The sequence below is a fragment of the Pseudomonas sp. EA_5y_Pfl2_R50 genome (genome assembly GCF_963970475.1).
In the GTDB taxonomy this organism is placed as follows: domain Bacteria; phylum Pseudomonadota; class Gammaproteobacteria; order Pseudomonadales; family Pseudomonadaceae; genus Aquipseudomonas.
This window is the reverse complement of sequence record NZ_CAXAPT010000009.1, coordinates 164,393-185,105: the sequence shown is the minus strand read 5'-3', so window position 1 is coordinate 185,105 and position 20,713 is coordinate 164,393. Positions and strand designations below refer to the sequence as shown.

General features: G+C 60.3%; 22 protein-coding genes. 20 read left to right on the top strand and 2 right to left on the bottom strand.

The genetic code is table 11. The annotated features are described in order from the left end of the window. The first annotated feature begins 92 nt into the window (after positions 1 to 92). From AACY19_RS17335 to AACY19_RS17285, 11 genes are all read left to right on the top strand, one after another. Complete coding sequence (locus AACY19_RS17335) at positions 93 to 728, top strand: MotA/TolQ/ExbB proton channel family protein (RefSeq protein ID WP_339452225.1); 636 nt, start codon at positions 93 to 95, stop codon at positions 726 to 728. Continuing rightward, positions 725 to 1,153: an ExbD/TolR family protein gene (locus tag AACY19_RS17330; RefSeq protein ID WP_339452223.1), complete on the top strand. Its 429-nt coding sequence runs from the start codon at positions 725 to 727 to the stop codon at positions 1,151 to 1,153. The genes AACY19_RS17335 and AACY19_RS17330 overlap by 4 nt, the downstream gene beginning before the upstream one ends. Beyond that, positions 1,153 to 2,163, top strand: a complete 1,011-nt coding sequence (gene lpxK, locus AACY19_RS17325) for a tetraacyldisaccharide 4'-kinase (RefSeq protein WP_339452221.1) — start codon at positions 1,153 to 1,155, stop codon at positions 2,161 to 2,163. Before AACY19_RS17330 ends, lpxK begins: the two co-directional genes overlap by 1 nt. A 21-nt stretch (positions 2,164 to 2,184) precedes the next feature. Then, a complete protein-coding gene (locus AACY19_RS17320) occupies positions 2,185 to 2,370 on the top strand; it encodes a Trm112 family protein (RefSeq protein WP_003174668.1) in 186 nt (61 codons plus the stop codon). After that, positions 2,367 to 3,131, top strand: a complete 765-nt coding sequence (kdsB, locus tag AACY19_RS17315) for a 3-deoxy-manno-octulosonate cytidylyltransferase (RefSeq protein ID WP_339452219.1) — start codon at positions 2,367 to 2,369, stop codon at positions 3,129 to 3,131. Before AACY19_RS17320 ends, kdsB begins: the two co-directional genes overlap by 4 nt. Next, complete coding sequence (locus AACY19_RS17310) at positions 3,131 to 3,595, top strand: low molecular weight protein-tyrosine-phosphatase (RefSeq protein ID WP_339452217.1); 465 nt, start codon at positions 3,131 to 3,133, stop codon at positions 3,593 to 3,595. Before kdsB ends, AACY19_RS17310 begins: the two co-directional genes overlap by 1 nt. After that, on the top strand, positions 3,592 to 4,611 hold the full coding sequence (murB, locus tag AACY19_RS17305; RefSeq protein ID WP_339452215.1) for a UDP-N-acetylmuramate dehydrogenase: 1,020 nt from the start codon (positions 3,592 to 3,594) through the stop codon (positions 4,609 to 4,611). The genes AACY19_RS17310 and murB overlap by 4 nt, the downstream gene beginning before the upstream one ends. A gap of 314 nt (positions 4,612 to 4,925) precedes the next feature. Next, complete coding sequence (locus AACY19_RS17300; RefSeq protein ID WP_339452213.1) at positions 4,926 to 5,396, top strand: (2Fe-2S)-binding protein; 471 nt, start codon at positions 4,926 to 4,928, stop codon at positions 5,394 to 5,396. Continuing rightward, positions 5,393 to 7,714, top strand: a complete 2,322-nt coding sequence (locus tag AACY19_RS17295; protein WP_339452211.1) for a xanthine dehydrogenase family protein molybdopterin-binding subunit — start codon at positions 5,393 to 5,395, stop codon at positions 7,712 to 7,714. The genes AACY19_RS17300 and AACY19_RS17295 overlap by 4 nt, the downstream gene beginning before the upstream one ends. Continuing rightward, a complete protein-coding gene (locus tag AACY19_RS17290; RefSeq protein WP_339452209.1) occupies positions 7,714 to 8,712 on the top strand; it encodes an XdhC family protein in 999 nt (332 codons plus the stop codon). The genes AACY19_RS17295 and AACY19_RS17290 overlap by 1 nt, the downstream gene beginning before the upstream one ends. After that, entirely contained in the window at positions 8,691 to 9,287 is a 597-nt protein-coding gene (locus AACY19_RS17285) for a nucleotidyltransferase family protein (protein WP_339452207.1), read from the top strand. Before AACY19_RS17290 ends, AACY19_RS17285 begins: the two co-directional genes overlap by 22 nt. A 107-nt stretch (positions 9,288 to 9,394) precedes the next feature. Here AACY19_RS17285 and rne read toward each other — a convergent pair whose 3' ends face one another. Continuing rightward, positions 9,395 to 12,625 carry a ribonuclease E gene (gene rne, locus AACY19_RS17280; RefSeq protein ID WP_339452205.1) on the bottom strand — a complete coding sequence of 1,077 codons (3,231 nt, stop codon included), beginning with the start codon at positions 12,623 to 12,625 and terminating at the stop codon, positions 9,395 to 9,397. A gap of 699 nt (positions 12,626 to 13,324) precedes the next feature. On the opposite strand from rne, the gene rluC reads away from it, so the two are divergent. From rluC to sppA, 3 genes are read left to right on the top strand one after another with little or no spacing between them, the layout of a single operon-like run. Then, positions 13,325 to 14,284 (top strand): 23S rRNA pseudouridine(955/2504/2580) synthase RluC, encoded by a 960-nt coding sequence (gene rluC / locus AACY19_RS17275; protein WP_339452203.1) that lies wholly within the window; start codon positions 13,325 to 13,327, stop codon positions 14,282 to 14,284. Then, positions 14,271 to 14,933, top strand: a complete 663-nt coding sequence (locus tag AACY19_RS17270; protein WP_339452201.1) for an HAD-IA family hydrolase — start codon at positions 14,271 to 14,273, stop codon at positions 14,931 to 14,933. The genes rluC and AACY19_RS17270 overlap by 14 nt, the downstream gene beginning before the upstream one ends. A gap of 24 nt (positions 14,934 to 14,957) precedes the next feature. After that, on the top strand, positions 14,958 to 15,947 hold the full coding sequence (sppA, locus tag AACY19_RS17265; protein WP_339452200.1) for a signal peptide peptidase SppA: 990 nt from the start codon (positions 14,958 to 14,960) through the stop codon (positions 15,945 to 15,947). A gap of 48 nt (positions 15,948 to 15,995) precedes the next feature. On the opposite strand, the gene AACY19_RS17260 is transcribed toward sppA, so the two are convergent. Then, positions 15,996 to 16,574: a Maf family protein gene (locus AACY19_RS17260; protein WP_339452198.1), complete on the bottom strand. Its 579-nt coding sequence runs from the start codon at positions 16,572 to 16,574 to the stop codon at positions 15,996 to 15,998. A gap of 105 nt (positions 16,575 to 16,679) precedes the next feature. On the opposite strand from AACY19_RS17260, the gene AACY19_RS17255 reads away from it, so the two are divergent. The 6 genes from AACY19_RS17255 to acpP all read left to right on the top strand — a co-directional run bounded on the left by AACY19_RS17255 (position 16,680) and on the right by acpP (position 20,673). Beyond that, positions 16,680 to 17,207 carry a YceD family protein gene (locus AACY19_RS17255; RefSeq protein WP_038364482.1) on the top strand — a complete coding sequence of 176 codons (528 nt, stop codon included), beginning with the start codon at positions 16,680 to 16,682 and terminating at the stop codon, positions 17,205 to 17,207. Between the two features lie 13 nt (positions 17,208 to 17,220). After that, the gene (gene rpmF, locus AACY19_RS17250; protein ID WP_003179396.1) at positions 17,221 to 17,403 is read left to right on the top strand and encodes a 50S ribosomal protein L32; all 183 of its coding nucleotides are present in this window, start codon (positions 17,221 to 17,223) and stop codon (positions 17,401 to 17,403) included. Between the two features lie 4 nt (positions 17,404 to 17,407). Continuing rightward, positions 17,408 to 18,418 (top strand): phosphate acyltransferase PlsX, encoded by a 1,011-nt coding sequence (plsX, locus tag AACY19_RS17245; RefSeq protein WP_339452195.1) that lies wholly within the window; start codon positions 17,408 to 17,410, stop codon positions 18,416 to 18,418. A 123-nt stretch (positions 18,419 to 18,541) separates the two neighbouring features. Next, complete coding sequence (gene fabD / locus AACY19_RS17240) at positions 18,542 to 19,480, top strand: ACP S-malonyltransferase (RefSeq protein ID WP_339452193.1); 939 nt, start codon at positions 18,542 to 18,544, stop codon at positions 19,478 to 19,480. Between the two features lie 16 nt (positions 19,481 to 19,496). Beyond that, positions 19,497 to 20,240, top strand: coding sequence for a 3-oxoacyl-ACP reductase FabG (fabG, locus tag AACY19_RS17235; RefSeq protein ID WP_339452191.1), 744 nt, complete (start codon positions 19,497 to 19,499; stop codon positions 20,238 to 20,240). Between the two features lie 196 nt (positions 20,241 to 20,436). Then, positions 20,437 to 20,673, top strand: a complete 237-nt coding sequence (gene acpP, locus AACY19_RS17230; RefSeq protein WP_339452189.1) for an acyl carrier protein — start codon at positions 20,437 to 20,439, stop codon at positions 20,671 to 20,673. Positions 20,674 to 20,713: the final 40 nt, after the last annotated feature.

Below are 20,713 nucleotides of genomic sequence, written 5' to 3'. Positions count from 1 at the left end.
TCATGCAAACGGCATCACGGTCGTCGGGGCTGCGGGTCTTAATCGCGGATCGGTATGGTAAAGTGGCGCACTTTTTCGAGGGGACTGTCACTGTGTGGGAATTGGTCAAATCCGGCGGCTGGATGATGTTGCCGATCATTCTGAGTTCCATCGCGGCCATGGCGATTGTCGCCGAACGCCTGTGGACCCTGCGCGCCAGTCGCGTCACCCCCGAGCATCTGTTGGGTCAGGTCTGGGTCTGGATCAAGGACAAGCAGCTCAATAAAGAAAAACTCAAGGAGTTGCGCGCCAATTCGCCGCTGGGTGAAATCCTTGCCGCTGGCCTGGCCAACTCCAAGCATGGTCGCGAGATCATGAAAGAGTGCATCGAAGAGGCTGCCGCCCGCGTCGTTCACGAGCTGGAGCGCTACATCAATGCGCTCGGCACCATTGCCGCCATGGCCCCGTTGCTGGGTCTGCTCGGCACGGTGCTGGGCATGATCGATATTTTCAGCGCGTTCACCGGCTCCGGCATGACCACCAATGCCTCGGTTCTGGCCGGCGGTATCTCCAAAGCGCTGATCACCACGGCGGCAGGCCTGATGGTCGGTATTCCAGCCGTGTTCTTCCACCGTTTCCTGCAACGCCGCATTGATGAACTGGTGGTGGGTATGGAGCAGGAAGCGATCAAACTGGTTGAGGTGGTGCAGGGCGACCGTGACGTCGACCTGGCCGAGGGCCGCGCGTGAAATTCCGTCGCAAACCCCGGGAAACCGTGGACATCAATCTTGCGTCGCTGATTGACGTGGTGTTCATCCTGCTGCTGTTTTTCGTCGTGACCACCACGTTTACCCGTGAAACCCAGTTGCGCGTGGACCTGCCGGAAGCGGTCAGCGGCTCGCCGGCCGAAGACCAGCAGGTCAAGCAACTGGATGTCGCGATCAGCGCCGAGGGCGTGTTTTCGGTGAACAACAGGATTCTGCCGAAAAACGATCTGGCGACCTTGATGGAAGCCATGCAGAAAGAATCCAACGGTGACACCAACATGCCGTTGTCGATCAGTGCCGACGGCAAGACCCAGCATCAATCAGTGATCACCGCTATGGATGCGGCCGGCAAGCTCGGTTTCAGTCATCTGCGCATGACCACGGTTGAGGCTGCGCCGAAATCCTGATGAGCCTGTCTGATCGCTTGCTCGCCGCGTGGTATCAGGGACACCCGGCCCTGGCGTTGCTGCGGCCGCTGGAGTTGTTGTATCGCCGTGTGGTGGTCAACAAGCGTCAGCGTTTTCTCGACGGTGAAGGCGAGATCTATCAGCCGCCGGTGCCGTTGATCGTGGTCGGCAACATTACCGTCGGTGGCACTGGCAAAACGCCGATGATTCTCTGGTTGATCGAGCATTGCCGGCGCAGTGGTTTACGCGTTGGCGTGGTCAGCCGAGGTTACGGCGCCAAGCCGCCGCAGCTGCCATGGCGCGTCGAGGCTGATCAACGCGCCGATGTCGCTGGCGACGAACCGCTGCTGATCGTCCAGCGCACTGGCGTGCCGTTGATGATCGACCCTGATCGCAGCGCCGCCGTCAAAGCCTTGCTGGCCAGTGAGCCACTGGACCTGATTCTGTCCGACGACGGCATGCAGCATTATCGTTTGGCGCGGGATCTGGAGCTGGTGCTGATCGACGCGGCCCGAGGTCTGGGCAATAAACGCTGCTTGCCGGCAGGCCCGCTGCGTGAGCCGATCGAGCGTCTGCAAAGTGTCGACGGCGTGCTGTTCAACGGCGCCACAGATGATCGCGACGACGGTTTTGCCTTCCATCTGCAACCGACGGCGCTGGTCAACATGCGCAGCGGCGCGCGCCAACCGCTCGACCACTTTCCACCCGGCCAGAGCATGCACGCGGTCGCCGGGATCGGCAATCCGCAACGTTTCTTCAATACCCTCGAAGCGCTAGACTGGCGAGCAGTCCCCCACGCGTTCGCCGATCACGCCGAATACAGCGTGCAGGCGTTGAATTTCACACCGTCATTGCCTTTGGTGATGACCGAAAAGGACGCGGTGAAGTGCCGTGCCTTCGCTGCTGCCGACTGGTGGTATCTGGCGGTCGATGCCGTGCCGTCGCCAGCCTTCGTGGCCTGGTTCGACACACAGCTGATGCGCCTGTTGCCGGATCGTCTTTTGCCTTAACTCTTTATCCAGGGAATGTTCATGGACACCAAATTGCTCGACATCCTCGCGTGCCCTATCTGCAAAGGCCCGCTCAAGCTCAGCGCCGACAAGACCGAACTGATCAGCAAGGGCGCCGGCCTCGCGTACCCGATCCGCGACGGCATCCCGGTCATGCTCGAAAGCGAGGCGCGCACCCTGACCACTGACGAGCGTCTGGATAAATGACCACCGCCTTCACCGTTGTCATCCCGTCGCGCTATGCCTCGACCCGGCTACCCGGCAAGCCGTTGCTGGATATTGCCGGCAAGCCGATGATCCAGCACGTCTGGGAGCAGGCGAGCAAAAGCAGCGCCACCCGCGTCGTGGTTGCGACTGACGATCCGCGTATCGTCGAAGCGTGCAAGGGCTTTGGCGCCGAAGTGGTGCTGACCCGTGAAGACCACAATTCCGGCACTGACCGTCTGGCCGAGGTGGCCGCGAAACTGGGCCTCGAACCCGACGCCATTGTGGTCAACGTGCAGGGCGACGAACCGTTGATTCCACCGAGCGTGATCGATCAGGTGGCCGCCAACCTCGCCGCTCACACCGAGGCGCGCATGGCCACGCTGGCCGAGCCGATTGAAGACGTGGACACCCTGTTCAACCCGAACGTGGTCAAGGTCGTCAGCGACACGAACGGTCTGGCACTGACCTTCAGCCGCGCGACGTTGCCGTGGGCGCGCGATGCGTTCGCCAAGAGCCGTGAGCAATTGCCTGAAGGTGTACCGTACCGTCGCCACATCGGCATCTATGCCTACCGCGCCGGTTTCCTCCAGGACTTCGTGAGCTGGGGGCCGTGCTGGCTGGAAAACACCGAATCTCTCGAGCAACTGCGTGCCCTGTGGCACGGCGTGCGCATTCATGTCGCCGATGCGTTGATCGCGCCGCCGACCGGTGTCGACACCGTTGAAGACCTTGAGCGCGTTCGTCGCCTGCTGGGGGCCTGATGCGCGTTCTGTTTGTGTGCCTGGGCAACATTTGCCGTTCGCCCACCGCCGAAGGTGTGTTGCGGCACAAGCTGCGTGAAGCAGGGCTGGCGGATCAGGTCGAGGTGGCTTCTGCCGGCACCGGTGACTGGCACGTTGGCAATCCGCCAGACAAACGCAGTCAGGCCGCCGCCAGCGTGCGCGGCTATGACTTGTCAGCGCAGCGCGCGCAACAGGTCAGTCGTGCCGACTTCGCCAGTTACGATCTGATCCTGGCGATGGACAACAGCAACCTGCGCAACCTCAAGGCTCTGCAACCGTCCACCGGCAAGGCTGAACTGGATCTGTTCCTGCGTCGTTATGCCGGGTTGGTCGATGAAGTGCCGGACCCGTATTACGACGGCGATCAGGGTTTCGAGCAGGTGCTGGATCTGATCGAAGCAGCCTGTGACCAACTGTTGATCGAAGTGAAGGGGCGGTTATGAGTTTGCAGGTGCAACCGCAGGTTTCCCTGAAACCGTTCAACAGTTTTGGCGTGGATGTTCGCGCGCAACTGTTCGCCGAAGCCCACAGCGACGCCGATGTTCGCGAAGCCCTGGCGTATGCCTCGGCTCACGATGTGCCGTTGCTGGTGATCGGTGGCGGCAGCAATCTGTTGCTCACCGCTGACGTCCCGGCGCTGGTGCTGCGTATGGCGACGCGCGGTATTCGCGTGATCAGTGATGACGGCAGCCGCGTGGTGATCGAAGCCGAGGCCGGCGAGCCGTGGCACCCGTTTGTGCAGCACACGCTGGCGTCGGGCTTTTCGGGGCTGGAAAATCTCAGCCTGATTCCCGGCACAGTCGGCGCGGCGCCGATGCAAAACATTGGCGCCTACGGGGTCGAGATCAAGGACGTGTTCGCCGGGCTTACCGCTTTGGATCGCCAGACCGGCGAGTTGCGCGATTTCACGCTGGAAGAATGCAATTTCGCCTACCGTGACAGCCTGTTCAAGCAGCAACCGGGGCGTTGGCTGATCCTGCGCGTGCGCTTTACGCTCAATCGCGTTGCGCACCTGCATCTGGAGTACGGCCCGGTGCGTCAGCGCTTGGCCGAACAGGGTATCGAGCAACCGACGCCATCGGATGTCAGCCGCGCAATCTGCAGCATCCGCAGTGAAAAGCTGCCGGACCCGGCGGTGCTCGGCAATGCCGGCAGCTTCTTCAAGAATCCGTTGGTGCCAGCGGCCATCGTCGCGCAGATCAAGGCACAGCACCCGGATGTCGTGGCTTACGCGCAACCGGACGGACAAATGAAACTCGCCGCCGGTTGGCTGATCGAGCGTGCCGGGTGGAAGGGTTTCCGTGAGGCCGACGCCGGCGTCCATAAACTGCAGGCGCTGGTGCTGGTCAACTACGGTGCGGCGACCGGGCTGCAATTGCTCGATCTGGCGCAGCGTATCCAGAAAGACATCGCAGAACGTTTCAATGTCGAACTGGAAATGGAGCCCAACCGCTATTGAAGCAGCTGCGAGCTTCAAGCTTTAAGCGGCAAGCTACAATCTTTCCAACATGAACCAGCTATTGCCTTTGCTTGCAGCTTGTAGCTAAAAGCTTGTAACTGAAAGCCCTGTCTCAGCAGGGCTTTTTTGTTAACGCTGGGTTAACTTAGCGAGCTAACGATAACCGTCATTTGCTCCACCAAAGGCCCGGTGCAGGCGTTTTGCGTCGACACAAGAGAGCCTCATTAGCCTGAGCCGATCTGCGTGAACCACCGCCGATTCAACGGCGGCAGATTGCTCGACCCCATAAACACCAAAAATATGCGGGCGTGCCCATGATTACCCTGAAACTCAACGGTCAAGACCATCCTCTCGACGTCACGGAAGACATGCCGCTGCTCTGGGCTATCCGCGACGTTGCCGGGTACAACGGCACCAAATTCGGCTGCGGCATGGGCCTGTGTGGCGCCTGCACCATTCACATCGACGGCTTGCCGGCGCGCAGTTGCATCACACCGATTGGTTCGGTGGTCGGGAAAAACGTCAGCACCATCGATAACCTCCACGCCGACCCGGTCGGGCAAGTCGTTCAGCAAGCCTGGCTCGACACGGCTGTCGCGCAGTGCGGTTTCTGTCAGGGCGGGCAAATCATGTCGGCCACCGCGTTGCTCAAAACCCACCCGAACCCGAGCGACGAACAGATCGAAGAAGCGATGGTCGGCAACATCTGCCGTTGCGGCACCTACAACCGCATCAAAACCGCGATCCGCCAGGCCTCCACACATTTGAAGGAGGTGAAAGCATGAGCCGCCTGCCGAATGATTTCGCTCTGAGCAATCTCAGCCGTCGCGGGTTTCTTAAAGGCGTCGGCGCCACCGGTGCGCTGGTGTTGGCGGCAAGCTGGGGCTGGCAGGACGCGTTGGCCGCGGACAAGCCGAAACAATTCGGCGCCGATGGCATGCCCAATGGCTGGATTGATGATCCGAAGGTCTATGTGAGCATCGCCGCCGACGGTACCGTCACCGTGGTGTGTAACCGCTCGGAGATGGGGCAGGGGGTGCGCACCAGTCTGACCATGGTCGTTGCCGATGAGCTGGAGGCCGATTGGGCTCACGTTAAAGTCCAGCAGGCGCCGGGCGATGAGGTGCGTTTCGGCAATCAGGACACTGACGGTTCGCGCAGCATGCGCCATTGGTACGAGCCGATGCGCCGTTGCGGCGCGGCAGCACGGACGATGCTGGAACAGGCGGCGGCTGCGCAATGGAAAGTGCCGGTTGGCGAGTGTCACGCGCAACTGCACAAAGTCATTCACCAGCCGTCCGGCCGCGCGCTGGGTTATGGCGAGCTTGCCGCCGCCGCGAGTGCGTTGGCTGTACCGGCGCGTGACAGCCTGCGTCTCAAGCAGCCGTCGGAGTTTCGCTATATCGGTAAGGAAGGCACCAAAGCCATCGACGGTGACGACATCGTCAACGGTCGTGCGGTATACGGCGCCGATGTGCATTTCGACGGCATGGTCTACGCGACCATCGCCCGGCCAGCGGTGTATGGCGGCAAGGTCAAATCGCTGGACGACAGCGCCGCGCTGAAGGTCCCCGGTGTGCTCAAAGTGCTGCAGATCGAAGCTCGTCCGCTGCCCTCGGAGTTCCAGCCATTGGGCGGCGTTGCCGTGGTAGCCAGCAATACCTGGGCGGCGATCAAGGGGCGTGAGGCGCTGAAGATCGAATGGGATGATGGCCCGAACGCCAGTTACGACTCGATTGCCTATCGCAAGGCGCTGGAAGCCGCCTCGCAGAAACCTGGCAAAGTGGTGCGCAACACCGGCGATATCGACAAGGCCCTGAGTGGTGCGGCGAGCACCTTGGAGGCGTCCTATTATTTGCCGCACCTTGCCCAGGCGCCGATGGAGCCGATGGTCGCCATCGCCCGTTTCAAGGATGGCGTCTGCGAAGCCTGGGCGCCCAGTCAGGCGCCGCAGGTCACCCGCGAACGGATCGCTGAGCGCCTCGGTCTGCCGTTTGATAGCGTCACCTTCAACGTCACGCTGCTGGGCGGCGGTTTCGGTCGCAAGTCGAAACCGGACTTTGTCGTCGAAGCGGCGATTCTCGCCAAAGAGTTTCCCGGCAAAGCCGTGCGGGTGCAGTGGACTCGCGAAGACGACATCCACAACTCGTACTTCCACACCGTGTCCGCCGAATACCTGAAAGCCAGCGTGGGCAAGGACGGCATGCCGTCCGGCTGGTTGCACCGCACCGTGGCGCCGAGCATCACGGCTTTGTTCGCGCCGGGCATGAACCATGAGGCGGCGTTCGAGCTGGGCATGGGTTTTACCAACATGGCCTACGCGATCCCCAATGTCCGCCTGGAAAACCCCGAAGCGACGGTGCATACGCGGGTTGGCTGGTATCGTTCGGTGTCCAACATTCCCCACGGCTTTGCGATTCAGAGTTTCGTCGATGAGCTCGCGCACAAGGCCAGTGTCGATCCTCTGCAGTACCAGATCAAATTGCTCGGCCCGGATCGTCAGATTGATCCGCGCACGTTGAGCGAGGAATGGAACTACGGCGAATCTCCCGAGCGCTATCCGATCGACACGGGGCGCATGCGCACCGTGCTGGAAACCGCAGCCAAGGCTGCGGGTTGGGGGCGCAAGTTGCCCAAGGGGCGTGGTCTGGGCCTGGCGGTGCATTACAGCTTCGTCACTTACGTGGCGGCGGTGATCGAAGTCGAGGTGAAAGACGACGGTACGCTGATCGTGCACAAGGCAGACATTGCCGTGGATTGCGGGCCGCAGATCAACCCCGAGCGCATTCGCTCGCAGTTCGAAGGTGCCTGCGTGATGGGCCTGGGCAACGCGGTACTGGGTGAGATCAGCTTCAAGGATGGCAGGGTTCAGCAGGACAACTTCCATATGTATGAAGTCGCGCGCATGTCGCTGGCGCCGAAGGAGGTTGCCGTGCATCTGGTGACCCCGCCGGGTGACGTGCCGTTGGGTGGCGTCGGTGAACCGGGTGTGCCGCCGATTGCGCCGGCGTTGTGCAACGCAATCTTCGCCGCCACCGGTCAACGCATCCGCAATCTGCCGGTGCGTTATCAGTTGCAGGGTTGGCAGAAGGCACAAGCCTGATGGACAGCGTCGACCTCAATGTCCTGCGCAGCGTCCTTGAATGGCGCCGCGCCGGACAGCGGGTGGTGCTGTTCAGCGTGGTGCAGACCTGGGGCACGGCGCCCCGGGCGCCTGGGGCCATGCTCGCCTTGCGGGAGGACGGCGTGGTGATCGGCTCGGTGTCGGGCGGGTGTGTCGAGGACGATTTGATCGCCCGTCTGCATGACGGACGGATCGCCAGCGATGGGCCGCCGGTGCAATTGATCACTTACGGTGTCACGCGTGAGGAGGCAGCGCGATTTGGCTTGCCCTGTGGCGGTACGTTACGCCTGACCGAGGAACGGGTTAGCGATCCGCAGTGGGTCGCCGAATTGTTGGGGCGCTGTGAAGCCCATGAGATCGTCGCCCGCGAGTTGAACATCGAAACCGGTGCTGTGGTTTTGGCGGCGGCGAGCAAAACCGATTCGCTGACATTCGACGGCAAAACCTTGCGCGCGATTTACGGCCCGCGCTGGCGGCTGCTGTTGATCGGCGCCGGGCAGTTGTCGCGTTACGTCGCAGACATGGCGCGGATGCTGGATTTCGAGGTGCTGATCTGCGATCCACGCACCGAATTCGCGTATGGCTGGGAAGGGCACCACGGTCGTTTCGTGCCCGGCATGCCCGATGAGGCCGTGCTGAGCATTCAGACCGATGAGCGCACTGCGATTGTCGCGTTGACCCATGATCCACGGCTGGATGACATGGCGCTGCTCACGGCGCTGGATTCGCCAGCCTTTTATGTCGGTGCGCTCGGCTCGCGGATCAACAGTCGCAAGCGCCGGGAAAATCTGCTTCAGCTAGGCTTGTCGGCAGCGGCGATTGCGCGTTTGCACGGGCCAATCGGTCTGCACATCGGCAGTCATTCGCCGGCGGAAATTGCCCTGTCCTTGCTGGCGGAAATCGTCGCGATCAAAAACGGGGTCGAGCTGAAACAGAAGAAAAACGTGGAGGGCACATGGGTCGATCCATCGCCGTGATTGTGCTGGCGGCAGGCGAGGGCAGTCGCTTTCGCCGGGTGGCGGGCGCTGACAAGGACAAATTGCTGGCCGATTGCACCGGCATGGATGGCGCGGTGCGTTCGGTGATCGAGCAGGTATTGGTGAATTTGCCAGCAAGGCTTGATAAGCGCGTGCTGGTAACGACTGAAGCGAGACCGCAGGCGATGCGCATGGCGCAGGCGTATGGCTGCGATATCGTTTCGATTGAATCGAGCGGCATGGGCGATAGCATTGCTGCCGGAGTCGCCGCGTGCCCGGATGCTGATGGCTGGCTGATTGTGCTGGGGGATATGCCGTTTATCTTGCCGTCGAGTATTGAGCGCGTGGTCGCGGCCATGGCTGACGATGCGGTGAGCGTGCCGGTGAAGGATGGCGAGTTTGGACATCCGGTGGGGTTTGGGCGCTCGTTTGGTGCGGGGCTGCAGGCGCTGAGCGGTGATCGCGGGGCGCGGCCGTTGTTCAAGCAGGGTAGGGTGGAGGAGATCGTCGTCGATGACCCCGGGGTTTTATGGGATATCGATGTGCCTGAGTCTCTGGTATTTCCCGAAAACTGAGCCTTGCTGAGCCCTTCTGTGGGAGGGCAGTGTTGAGGCTTGAATTGCAGGCATAAAAAAGCCCCGCCAGGTTTTCACCGGGCGGGGCTTTTTAACGGCGTTGGGAATTACACGAGTGGTTTAGGCTCGTGTTCTTTTTCCTCGGCCGCTTCGTGTTGCTCGGCCGCGTCCTGAACGGAGCGTGGAGCTTCAGCAATCACCGACTCGACCACGGCTTCTTGAGTCACCGGGGCAGGAGCTGCTTCGACTACTTCAGCTTCAGCAATCACGGCTGGCTCTGCAGCGACTGGAGCAGCAGCGGCAGCCAGTTCGGCTTCCTTCTGCAGACGCTCTTCTTCACGCTTGCGACGACGCACTTCACGTGGATCGTTTGGTGCGCGGCCGCTTGGCGTCAGGGCGCTAACCGGAGCCGGTGCTTCAACCACAGGGGCTGGCGCTTCGACAACTGCCGGCGCTTCAACAACCGGTGCTTCAACGACTGGCGCTGGAGCAGGCTCGGCAGCCGCAACCACGGGTTCGGAAACCATCGGTTGCGGGACTTCGGCTTCAGCAACAGGTGCTGGTGCTTCGGTCACGGCTGGCTCGGCAACCCAGTTGAAGGCGGTTTGTTCTTCACGAACTTCACGCACGGTTTCGGTCACGGTTTCAGCGGCGGTTTCAACAACCGGCTCGGCAACCACAACTGGCGCAGGCTCTACCTGAGGCAGTGTTTCCTGAACCGGAGCCACTTCGACTTCCGGAGCAGCAACTACTTCTACCGGCGTAGTCGCTTCAACAGCCGGCGCTTCCACTGGAGCCGTTTCCTGAACCGCCGCAGTGGCGCGTTCGGCTTGCTCGTGAGCTTGCGCTTCAGCCGGTGCACTGATCACGCTGCTGGCGACAGCGGCGGTAACAGCCAGACCGGCAGCCAGGTCGGCAGTGCTTGGGGCTTCAGTGTTTTCGCCGGACTCGGACTCTTCCGAACCTTCGATCACGTTGCCGTTGGCATCACGCTGACGTTCGCGACGGTTGCTGCGACGACGCTGACCGCGGGAACGACGACGTGGACGATCGCCTTCGGCGTTCTCCGAACCGTCTTCCGGCAGTTGCTCTTCGTTGGTGTTCACTTCTTCTTCAGTGGCGGCAGCTGCGGCCTGTTCGGCGCGCGGTTGACGCTCTTCACGCGGCGGGCGCGGCGCGCGCTCTTCGCGTGGCTGACGGGCCGGGCGCTCTTCAGCGGTGACGGCAACGGCGGCTGCAGCAGCTGGAACGGCGTCCAGTGGCTCGCGCAGTTCACGGACACGCTCTTCACGCTCGCCACGTGGCTTGCGATCTTCACGCGGCGCACGTGGTGCACGTTCTTCACGCGGAGCACGTGGCGCACGTTCTTCACGGGCTGCCGGTGCTTCGGTGCGGGCTTCACGTGGTTCACGGGCTTCGCGTGGAGCGCGTTCTTCACGGGGCTCGCGCGGTGCGCGCTCTTCACGTGGAGCACGTTCTTCGCGTGGCTTGCGCTCTTCATCGCGGCGACCGTTACGGTTACGGCTCTGCTGACGACCGTTGCGACGCTCTTCGTTGCGGGCCGGACGTTCGGTGGCTGGTTTTTCAACCACAACCGGAGCGGCTGGCTCTTCCTTGGTGGCGAACAGGCTGACCAGCGACTTCACCAGGCCCTTGAACAGGCTTGGCTCTGGCGCGGCAACCGGAGCCGGTGCAGCGGCGGCAGGTGCGGCAGCTTCAGTCGGAACCGGAGCATTGGCGCGGGCCGGGGCAGTCTTGACCGCCGCTTCCTGGCGAACCAGGGTGCGGGTCGCGGCGGCTGGCTGGACTTCTTCGACTTCGGCAGCGGCAGCAGCGATTTCGTAGCTGGACTGGTTGGTCGCGGCTTCCGGGCTGTCGTCACGCAGGCGCTGAACTTCGAAGTGCGGCGTTTCGAGGTGATCGTTCGGCAGAATGACGATACGGGCACGGGTGCGCAGTTCGATCTTGGTGATCGAGTTGCGTTTTTCGTTGAGCAGGAACGCAGCGACCGGGATCGGCACCTGAGCGCGGACTTCGGCAGTGCGGTCTTTCAGGGCTTCTTCTTCGATCAGGCGCAGAATCGCCAGCGACAGCGATTCAACGTCACGGATGATGCCGGTGCCGTTGCAACGCGGGCAGACGATGCCGCTGCTTTCGCCCAGGGATGGACGCAGGCGCTGACGGGACATTTCCAGCAGGCCGAAGCGCGAAATGCGGCCGATCTGCACGCGAGCGCGGTCGGCTTCCAGGCATTCGCGGACTTTCTCTTCCACGGCGCGCTGGTTCTTGGCTGGGGTCATGTCGATGAAGTCGATGACGATCAGGCCGCCGATGTCGCGCAGGCGCAACTGACGGGCGATTTCTTCGGCGGCTTCAAGGTTGGTCTGCAGGGCGGTTTCTTCGATGTCGCTGCCTTTGGTGGCGCGCGCCGAGTTGATGTCGATGGACACCAGGGCTTCGGTCGGATCGATGACGATGGAGCCGCCGGAAGGCAGTTCAACAACGCGCTGGAAAGCGGTCTCGATCTGGCTTTCGATCTGGAAACGGTTGAACAGCGGAACGCTGTCTTCGTACAGCTTGATCTTGCTGGCGTACTGCGGCATCACCTGGCGAATGAAGGTCAGGGCTTCGTCCTGGGCTTCAACGCTGTCGATCAGCACTTCGCCGATGTCCTGGCGCAGGTAATCGCGGATGGCACGGATGATCACGTTGCTTTCCTGGTAGATCAGGAATGGTGCGGAGCGATCCAGCGAGGCTTCTTTGATGGCGGTCCACAGTTGCAGCAGGTAATCGAGGTCCCACTGCATTTCTTCGCTGCTGCGGCCCAGGCCGGCAGTGCGCACGATCAGACCCATGTCAGCCGGTGCAACCAGACCGTTCAGCGCTTCGCGCAGTTCGTTGCGCTCTTCGCCTTCGATGCGACGGGAGATGCCGCCGGCACGCGGGTTGTTCGGCATCAGCACGAGGTAGCGACCGGCCAGGCTGATGAAGGTGGTCAGGGCAGCGCCCTTGTTGCCACGTTCTTCTTTTTCGACCTGAACGATGACTTCCTGGCCTTCGCTCAGGACGTCCTTGATGTTGACGCGGCCTTCAGGGGCTTTCTTGAAGTATTCGCGGGATATTTCTTTGAGGGGCAGGAAGCCGTGGCGCTCGGAGCCGAAATCGACAAAGGCAGCCTCAAGGCTTGGTTCGATGCGAGTGATGCGGCCTTTATAGATGTTGGCCTTCTTCTGCTCGCGTGCACCGGATTCGATGTCCAGGTCGTAGAGGCGTTGACCATCTACCAGTGCAACACGCAACTCTTCGGGTTGAGTTGCGTTAATCAGCATTCTTTTCATGTAGTACCGTCGGTTTCCGGGCTGCCGGAAACGGCGTTCGGCACACACGACTTCTCACGGTCGGTGTCAGGTGCGTCGGGAGTGGTTGGCCAATCCCGTGTCCAGCGATAGTCGACCAATTGGGCCGAAATCGCGACTTACGCGTCCTGCTTGCTGTGGCTACTTAAGCACTCAGTCAGGAGGAGGAATCAACCAGCGGCTGTGGACGAGATGAAGCGTCTTGATAAAGCCTATTGCTACACAGTCCAGCGGTTGTGCATCTCCACCCTACACGTATCCCTGATAATTCGGGTGCTGCCGCGCGCAGAATCCGCAGCGGGTTGGCATTTACCGTGAGCTCCGAAAGGGGAGGTCACGCATCATGGCTAATTCAGGCGTTGTTTCCGAAGCATTCGCTCGGGGTCATCTGCAGCTGACTGCACTTTGTGAACTGGCCTTGAATGTGTGCCTGCCAAGCGAGTAAAAACTCTGTTTGACGGTGTAATTCAGGCCTCATGTCACCTGCGCTTGTTACAACTGCAAACTCCACCGTTACGTAGCGAAAGCCCCGTAGGACGGCCTCGCGTCCTGGTGAATTGCGTTGGTCAGGGCCGGTTTTTGACCGTGATTCCGCTGTCCAGGCCGCTTTTGGCGGCGTTCGCGACTATAGCAGCAATGATTAAGTGCTTCAATTCCATAAAAATTGTTATCATCCGCGGCATGACAACTACTGCCCCTTCGACTCCAGGCGTTCAATTGCTTGAAGTTTCGCCGGAGTATGCCGGCCAACGAATCGACAACTTTCTCCTTGCCCGGCTCAAAGGCGTGCCCAAGACCTTGATTTACCGCATTTTGCGTAAAGGCGAAGTGCGCGTGAACAAAGGCCGGATCAAGCCCGAATACAAGCTGCAGGCCGGTGATGTCGTGCGCGTGCCGCCGGTTCGCGTGCCTGAGCGCGATGAGCCGGTGCCGCTGGCCCAAGGCCTTCTGCAGCGCCTGGAAGCCTCGATTGTCTTCGAAGACAAGGCCCTGATCGTGATCAACAAGCCTGCGGGCATTGCGGTTCACGGCGGCAGCGGCTTGAATTTCGGCGTGATCGAAGCCTTTCGTCAGTTGCGTCCCGATGCCAAGGAGCTGGAGCTGGTTCATCGTCTTGATCGTGACACATCCGGTCTGCTGATGATTGCCAAGAAGCGCAGCATGCTGCGCCACCTGCACGAAAAGCTGCGGGGCGACGGCGTCGACAAGCGTTACATGGCGCTGGTCCGCGGCAACTGGGCGACGTCGATCAAGCAGGTCAGTGCGCCGTTGCTAAAGAGCAATCTGCGCTCCGGTGAGCGCATGGTCGAAGTCAACGATGAAGGCAAGGAGGCCCTGACCGTGTTCAAGGTGCTACGCCGCTTCGGTGACTTCGCAACGATGGTCGAGGCCAAGCCTGTGACGGGTCGTACCCACCAGATTCGCGTGCACACCCTGCACGCCGGGCATTGCATCGCCGGCGACAGCAAGTACGGCGATGACGATTTCACCAGGGAAATTCGCGATCTGGGCGGCAAGCGCCTGTTCCTGCATGCCTACATGCTGACCGTGCCTCTGCCTGATGGCGGCAAGCTGACCTTGCAGGCGCCGGTCGATGAAATGTGGGCCAAGACCGTGGAGCGATTGAGTGCGCCCATCTGATTACAAGCTGCTGATTTTCGACTGGGACGGCACCCTCGCTGATTCCATTCACCGAATCGTCGAGGCCATGCACTCGGCGTCCGGGCGTTCTGGCTTCGAGTTGCGCGATGATTTTGCCGTCAAGGGCATCATTGGTCTGGGCTTGCCCGAAGCGATCCGCACTTTGTATCCCGAAATCAGCGACGCCGAATTGACCTTGTTTCGCGAGTATTACGCTGATCATTACATCGCTGCGGAAGCGGTGCCTTCGCCATTGTTCGAAGGCGTTGTCGAGTCGATGGCGTCCTTTCGCGAGCAGGGTTATCACCTGGCGGTCGCGACCGGCAAGAATCGTCGCGGGCTGGATCGGGTGCTCAAGGCCAATGGTTGGGAAGATTATTTCGACATCACTCGCGCTGCCGATGAAACTGCCAGCAAACCGCATCCTCTGATGCTGGAGCAGATCCTCGCGCATTGCGGTGTGCGGGCCGGGCAGGCGCTGATGGTCGGCGATTCGTCCTTCGATCTGTTGATGGCGCGTAACGCGGGGATGGACTCGGTGGCGGTCAGTTACGGTGCGCAGTCGATTGAATCGCTGCAGCAGTTCGAGCCTCGCCTGTCGATCGACCGTTTTTCCGAATTGCACGCCTGGCTGGGGCAGCGGGCTTAATACGTTTTTGCTGGGGTGGATGGCATGACCGACGAATGGAAAGCACCGGCCAAGGAAAGTGCCGGCGGCGGTGACGAGAAAAGCTGGAAGCTGTTGGAAAAGACTCTGCTGGCGGGTGTGCAGGAGCAGCGTCGCTCGCGGCGCTGGGGGATTTTCTTCAAGCTGCTGACCTTTGTTTATCTGTTTGTGGCGCTGATTCTGTTCACGCCGCTGATGGACATGGAAAAAAGCGCCACTCGCGGAACGAACTACACCGCGCTGATTGACGTGACGGGCATGATCGCCGACAAAGAGCCGGCCAGTGCCGACAACATCGTTGGCAGCCTGCGCGCAGCGTTCGAGGACAAGAAGGTCAAGGGCGTGATCCTGCGGATCAACAGCCCGGGTGGCAGTCCGGTGCAGTCGGGCTATGTCTATGACGAAATCAAGCGTCTGCGTGGCCTGCATCCTGATACCAAACTGTACGCGGTGATCTCCGATCTCGGTGCGTCCGGTGCTTATTACATCGCCAGTGCGGCGGATCAGATTTACGCCGACAAGGCGAGTCTGGTCGGCTCGATTGGTGTGACGGCGGCCGGTTATGGTTTTGTCGGCACCATGGAGAAACTGGGTGTTGAGCGTCGCACCTATACCTCGGGCGAGCACAAGTCGTTCCTCGATCCGTTCCAGCCGCAGAAGCCCGAAGAGACTGCGTTCTGGCAAAGCGTGCTGGACACCACGCACAAGCAGTTCATCAATAGCGTCAAGCAGGGTCGTGGTGACCGTCTGAAAGACAAGGAGCATCCGGAGTTGTTCTCCGGACTGGTCTGGTCGGGCGAGCAGGCGTTGCCGCTGGGTTTGATCGATGGTCTGGGCAATGCCAGTTCGGTGGCGCGTGATGTGATTGGCGAGAAGGAACTGGTTGATTTCACCGTTCAGGAATCGCCGTTCGACCGCTTCTCCAAGAAGCTCGGCGCCAGCGTGGCTGAGCAGTTGGCGATGTGGATGGGTTTCCACGGGCCTTCGCTGCGTTAAAAGGTCGCGGCATAAAAAAACCGGCCTTGATGGCCGGTTTTTTGTGGGTCAGGGGATTTGCACGCCTTCAATCAATAACATGTCGATCAGGCGAATCAGCGGCAGGCCGATCAGGCTGGTGGCATCAGGGCCTTCGGTGGATTGAAACAGGCTCACCCCCAGTCCTTCAGCCTTGAAGCTGCCTGCACAGTCAAATGGTTGCTCGATGCGCAGGTAGCGCTCGACACATGCCTGATCGAGTTGGCGCATGTGTACGGTGAACGGCACGCAGTCGACCTGGCACTCGCCGGTCTGGCTATTAAGAAGCGCCAGTCCGGTCAGAAAGGTCACGCTGGCGCTGCTGGCGGCCAGCAGTTGTTCGCGTGCCTTCTCGAAAGTGTGCGGCTTGCCGATGATCTGTTCGCCGAGCACGGCGACCTGGTCCGAGCCGATGATCAGATGAGCCGGGTGGCTGTCAGCCAAGGCCCGGGCTTTTTGCTCGGCCAGGCGTTTGACCAGTTCGACGGCTGACTCGCCGGGGCGGTGGCTTTCATCGATATCCGGTGAGCTGCAGACGAACGGCAGGTGCAGGCGGGCGAGCAATTCCCGACGATAGGTTGAGCTTGAAGCGAGTAATAAAGGCAGCATTCGCGTCTCCTGAGGCAGATGCGAATTCTAGCGGAGGCACGCAAGTGACGGACAGGGCACAATTTCCTTTGACATGGGTGGGGGCATCCCTATAATGCTGCGCCTATGTTGAATGACCCGATTCCACCTCACGTTGACCCGCGCAAATTGGCTGACCGTGGCACCACCCTTCAAGGTGAACTGCTGCTGGCCGATTTGAAGAGACTCTGCGACCCGCTTTCCGACGATGTCGGTACGGTGCAGGCGAAATTCGTTTTTGAACGAGATGAACGTAAATCTGTGGTGATCCACAGCTTTATCGACACCGAAGTCAAAATGGTTTGCCAGCGTTGTCTTGAGCTGGTCACCCTGCCGATCCACAGCGAATGCAGTTACGCTGTTGTGAAGGAGGGTGCGAATACCCAGTCGTTACCGAAAGGTTATGACGTGCTGGAACTGGGCGAAGATCCATTGGATCTGCAGTCACTGGTCGAGGAAGAGCTTCTGCTTGCCTTGCCTATTGTGCCTGCTCATCATCCGGAAGAATGCCAGCAGCCGGCGGGAGCAGATGAGCCCGAACCGAGCGAGGACGAGGTAACGCGGTCCAACCCGTTCAGTGTATTGGCGCAGTTAAAGCGTGACCCAAACGTTTAGGAGTTAATCAATTATGGCTGTTCAGCAGAACAAAAAATCCCGCTCTGCCCGTGACATGCGCCGTTCGCACGACGCTCTCGAGGCTAGCACCCTGTCTGTAGAAAAAACCACCGGTGAAGTTCACCTGCGTCACCACGTATCGCCAGAAGGCGTATACCGTGGCCGTAAAGTGATCGACAAGGGCGCTGACGAGTAATCACTTGTCCGCTCAAGTCATCGCGATTGACGCAATGGGCGGGGACTTCGGTCCCCGCAGCATTGTTCAGGCCAGTCTCGCTTGCCTGTCTGCTACGCCCTCGCTACACCTGACCCTCGTCGGTCAACCCTCCTTACTTGAAGAATTGATCCACGGCCAATCGGCTGCAGATCGCGCGCGCCTGACAATTGTTGCGGCCAGCGAAGTCATCACCATGGACGAAAAGCCGACCCAGGCCTTGCGTGGCAAGCCGGACTCGTCGATGCGTGTTGCCCTCGAACTGGTGCGTGACGGCAAGGCTCAGGCCTGTGTCAGTGCTGGCAATACCGGTGCGTTGATGGCGCTCTCGCGGTTTGTGCTGAAGACTCTGCCAGGTATTGATCGGCCAGCGATGGTTGCCGCAATTCCCACGCAGGAAGGCTATTGCCAGTTGCTCGACCTTGGCGCCAATGTCGATTGCAGTGCCGAGCATCTGTTGCAATTCGCGGTGATGGGTTCGGTGGCGGCGCAGACGCGGGGTATAGCCCGTCCGCGCGTGGCACTGTTGAACATCGGCACCGAGGATATCAAGGGCAATCAGCAGGTCAAACTGGCTGCGACGCTGTTGCAGGCTGCCCGAGGCATCAACTACATCGGTTTTGTCGAGGGCGATGGTCTGTATCGCGGCGAGGCGGATGTGGTGGTCTGTGACGGCTTTGTCGGCAACATCTTGCTCAAATCCAGCGAAGGCCTGGCGACGATGATTGCTGCGCGCATCGAAGCCTTGTTCAAAAAGAATCTGGCTTCACGTGTGATCGGTGTCTTGGCGCTGCCGTTGATGAAGCGTCTGCAGGCTGATCTGGCGCCAGCGCGACATAACGGCGCAAGCTTCCTCGGGTTGCAGGGTATTGTCGTGAAAAGTCACGGTTCGGCCGGGGTGCAGGGCTTTCAGAGCGCGATTCAACGGGCGCTGATCGAGATTCAGGAGAATCTTCCCGAGCGCCTCCACGGTCGTCTGGAGGACCTGTTGTCTTAGGCGTTTTCGTCGGACAATGCTTAAATGTGACCGCCCGGTTCAAAGGGCCATCCAACTGTCAGTTTCTTGCGTCCCCAAGCGGGGCGTCATTTTTCGACGACAAGATCATTAGGGGCTTGTTACATGTCTGCTTCCCTCGCATTCGTCTTTCCAGGACAGGGTTCGCAGTCCCTCGGCATGCTGGCCGAGCTGGGCGCTGAATATCCGCTGATCCTCGAAACTTTCAAAGAAGCATCCGCAGCTCTTGGCTACGACCTGTGGGCGCTGACCCAGCAGGGTCCGGAAGAATTGCTCAATCAAACCGATAAAACCCAACCGGCCATTCTGACCGCTTCGATTGCCCTGTGGCGTCTGTGGCTGGCGCAAGGTGGTGCGCGTCCGGCATTCGTTGCCGGTCACAGCCTGGGTGAATACAGTGCGCTGGTCGCTGCTGGCAGCCTGACGCTGGCTGATGCGGTGAAGCTCGTTGAGCGCCGTGGTCAACTCATGCAGGAAGCGGTTCCGGCCGGGCAGGGCGGCATGGCCGCCATTCTCGGTCTGGAGGATGCCGACGTGCTGGCAGCCTGCGCCGATGCTGCGCAGGGTGAAGTGGTCAGCGCCGTCAATTTCAACTCGCCGGGCCAAGTGGTGATCGCCGGTGCCAAGGCTGCCGTTGAGCGCGCCATCGAAGGCTGCAAGGCTCGTGGCGCCAAGCGTGCGATGCCGCTGCCAGTGAGCGTGCCGTCGCACTGCGAACTGATGCGTCCGGCGGCCGAACGCTTTGCCGAATCCATTGCCGCCATCGACTGGCAGGCGCCGCAGATCCCGGTGGTGCAGAATGTCAGCGCGCAAGTGCCGGCGGATCTGGAAACCCTCAAGCGTGATCTGCTCGAGCAACTGTACAAGCCAGTGCGCTGGGTTGAATCCGTCCAGACCCTGGCCGCCAAAGGCGCGTCCAGTCTGGTTGAGTGCGGCCCGGGCAAAGTACTGGCAGGTCTGAACAAGCGTTGCGCCGAAGGCGTGGCGACATCCAACCTCAATACCCCAGATGCTTTCGCTGCCGCTCGCGCAGCGCAAGCCTGAATCAGGAGAAGCTTGCATGAGTCTGCAAGGTAAAGTTGCACTGGTCACCGGTGCAAGCCGCGGCATCGGCCAGGCTATCGCGCTGGAACTGGGTCGTCAGGGCGCTATCGTTATTGGCACCGCGACTTCCGCTTCGGGTGCTGAGCGCATTGCCGCGACCCTGAAGGAAAATGGTATTCAGGGCGCAGGTTTCGAGCTCAACGTGACCAGCGATGAATCGGTCACTGCGGTGCTGGCAGGCATTCAGGAGCAGTTTGGTGCGCCAGTGGCGATCCTGGTCAATAATGCCGGTATCACTCGCGATAACCTGATGATGCGCATGAAAGACGACGAGTGGTACGACGTGATCGATACCAACCTGAACAGTCTGTATCGCCTGTCCAAGGGTGTCTTGCGCGGCATGACCAAGGCGCGTTGGGGGCGAATCATCAGTATTGGCTCGGTGGTGGGTGCCATGGGCAACGCAGGCCAAGTAAACTATGCAGCCGCCAAGGCCGGTCTGGAAGGTTTCAGCCGTGCGATGGCGCGAGAAGTCGGTTCGCGTTCGATTACGGTCAACTCGGTAACCCCAGGGTTCATCGACACCGATATGACGCGCGAGCTGCCTGAAGCACAGCGTGAAGCCTTGCAGACGCAGATTCCGCTGGGTCGTCTGGGACAAGCTCAAGAGATCGCGTCCGTGGTCGCTTTTCTTGCATCCGACGGTGCGGCATACGTCACTGGGGCTACAATCCCGGTGAATGGTGGGATGTACATGTAAGTAAAATGTGACGGATTGCTTCAAAAAAATGTCATACGAGCTGTCTAAAATCCGTTATAAAGCTGCAATCTATTTATAGGCAGAGGGCTGCAGGGTCTGAGGAGTGAAGCTTTCAGTTGAAAAGCTGAAAAGTCTTTCTATACACTTACCCACCGGCCAGCTGCCTGAATTTGTCCATTAGGAGTGAAAACAAGGTATGAGCACCATCGAAGAGCGCGTCAAGAAAATCGTTGCCGAGCAACTGGGTGTTAAAGAAGAAGAAGTGGTTAACAGCGCTTCCTTCGTAGAAGACCTGGGTGCCGACTCCCTTGACACCGTTGAGCTGGTGATGGCTCTGGAAGAGGAATTCGAGACCGAAATCCCTGACGAAGAAGCTGAGAAGATCACTACTGTACAAGCTGCAATCGACTACGTTACTACTCACCAGAAGTAATAGTTTGTAATCGTTGTTTGCTGTCATGGAAAAACCGCAC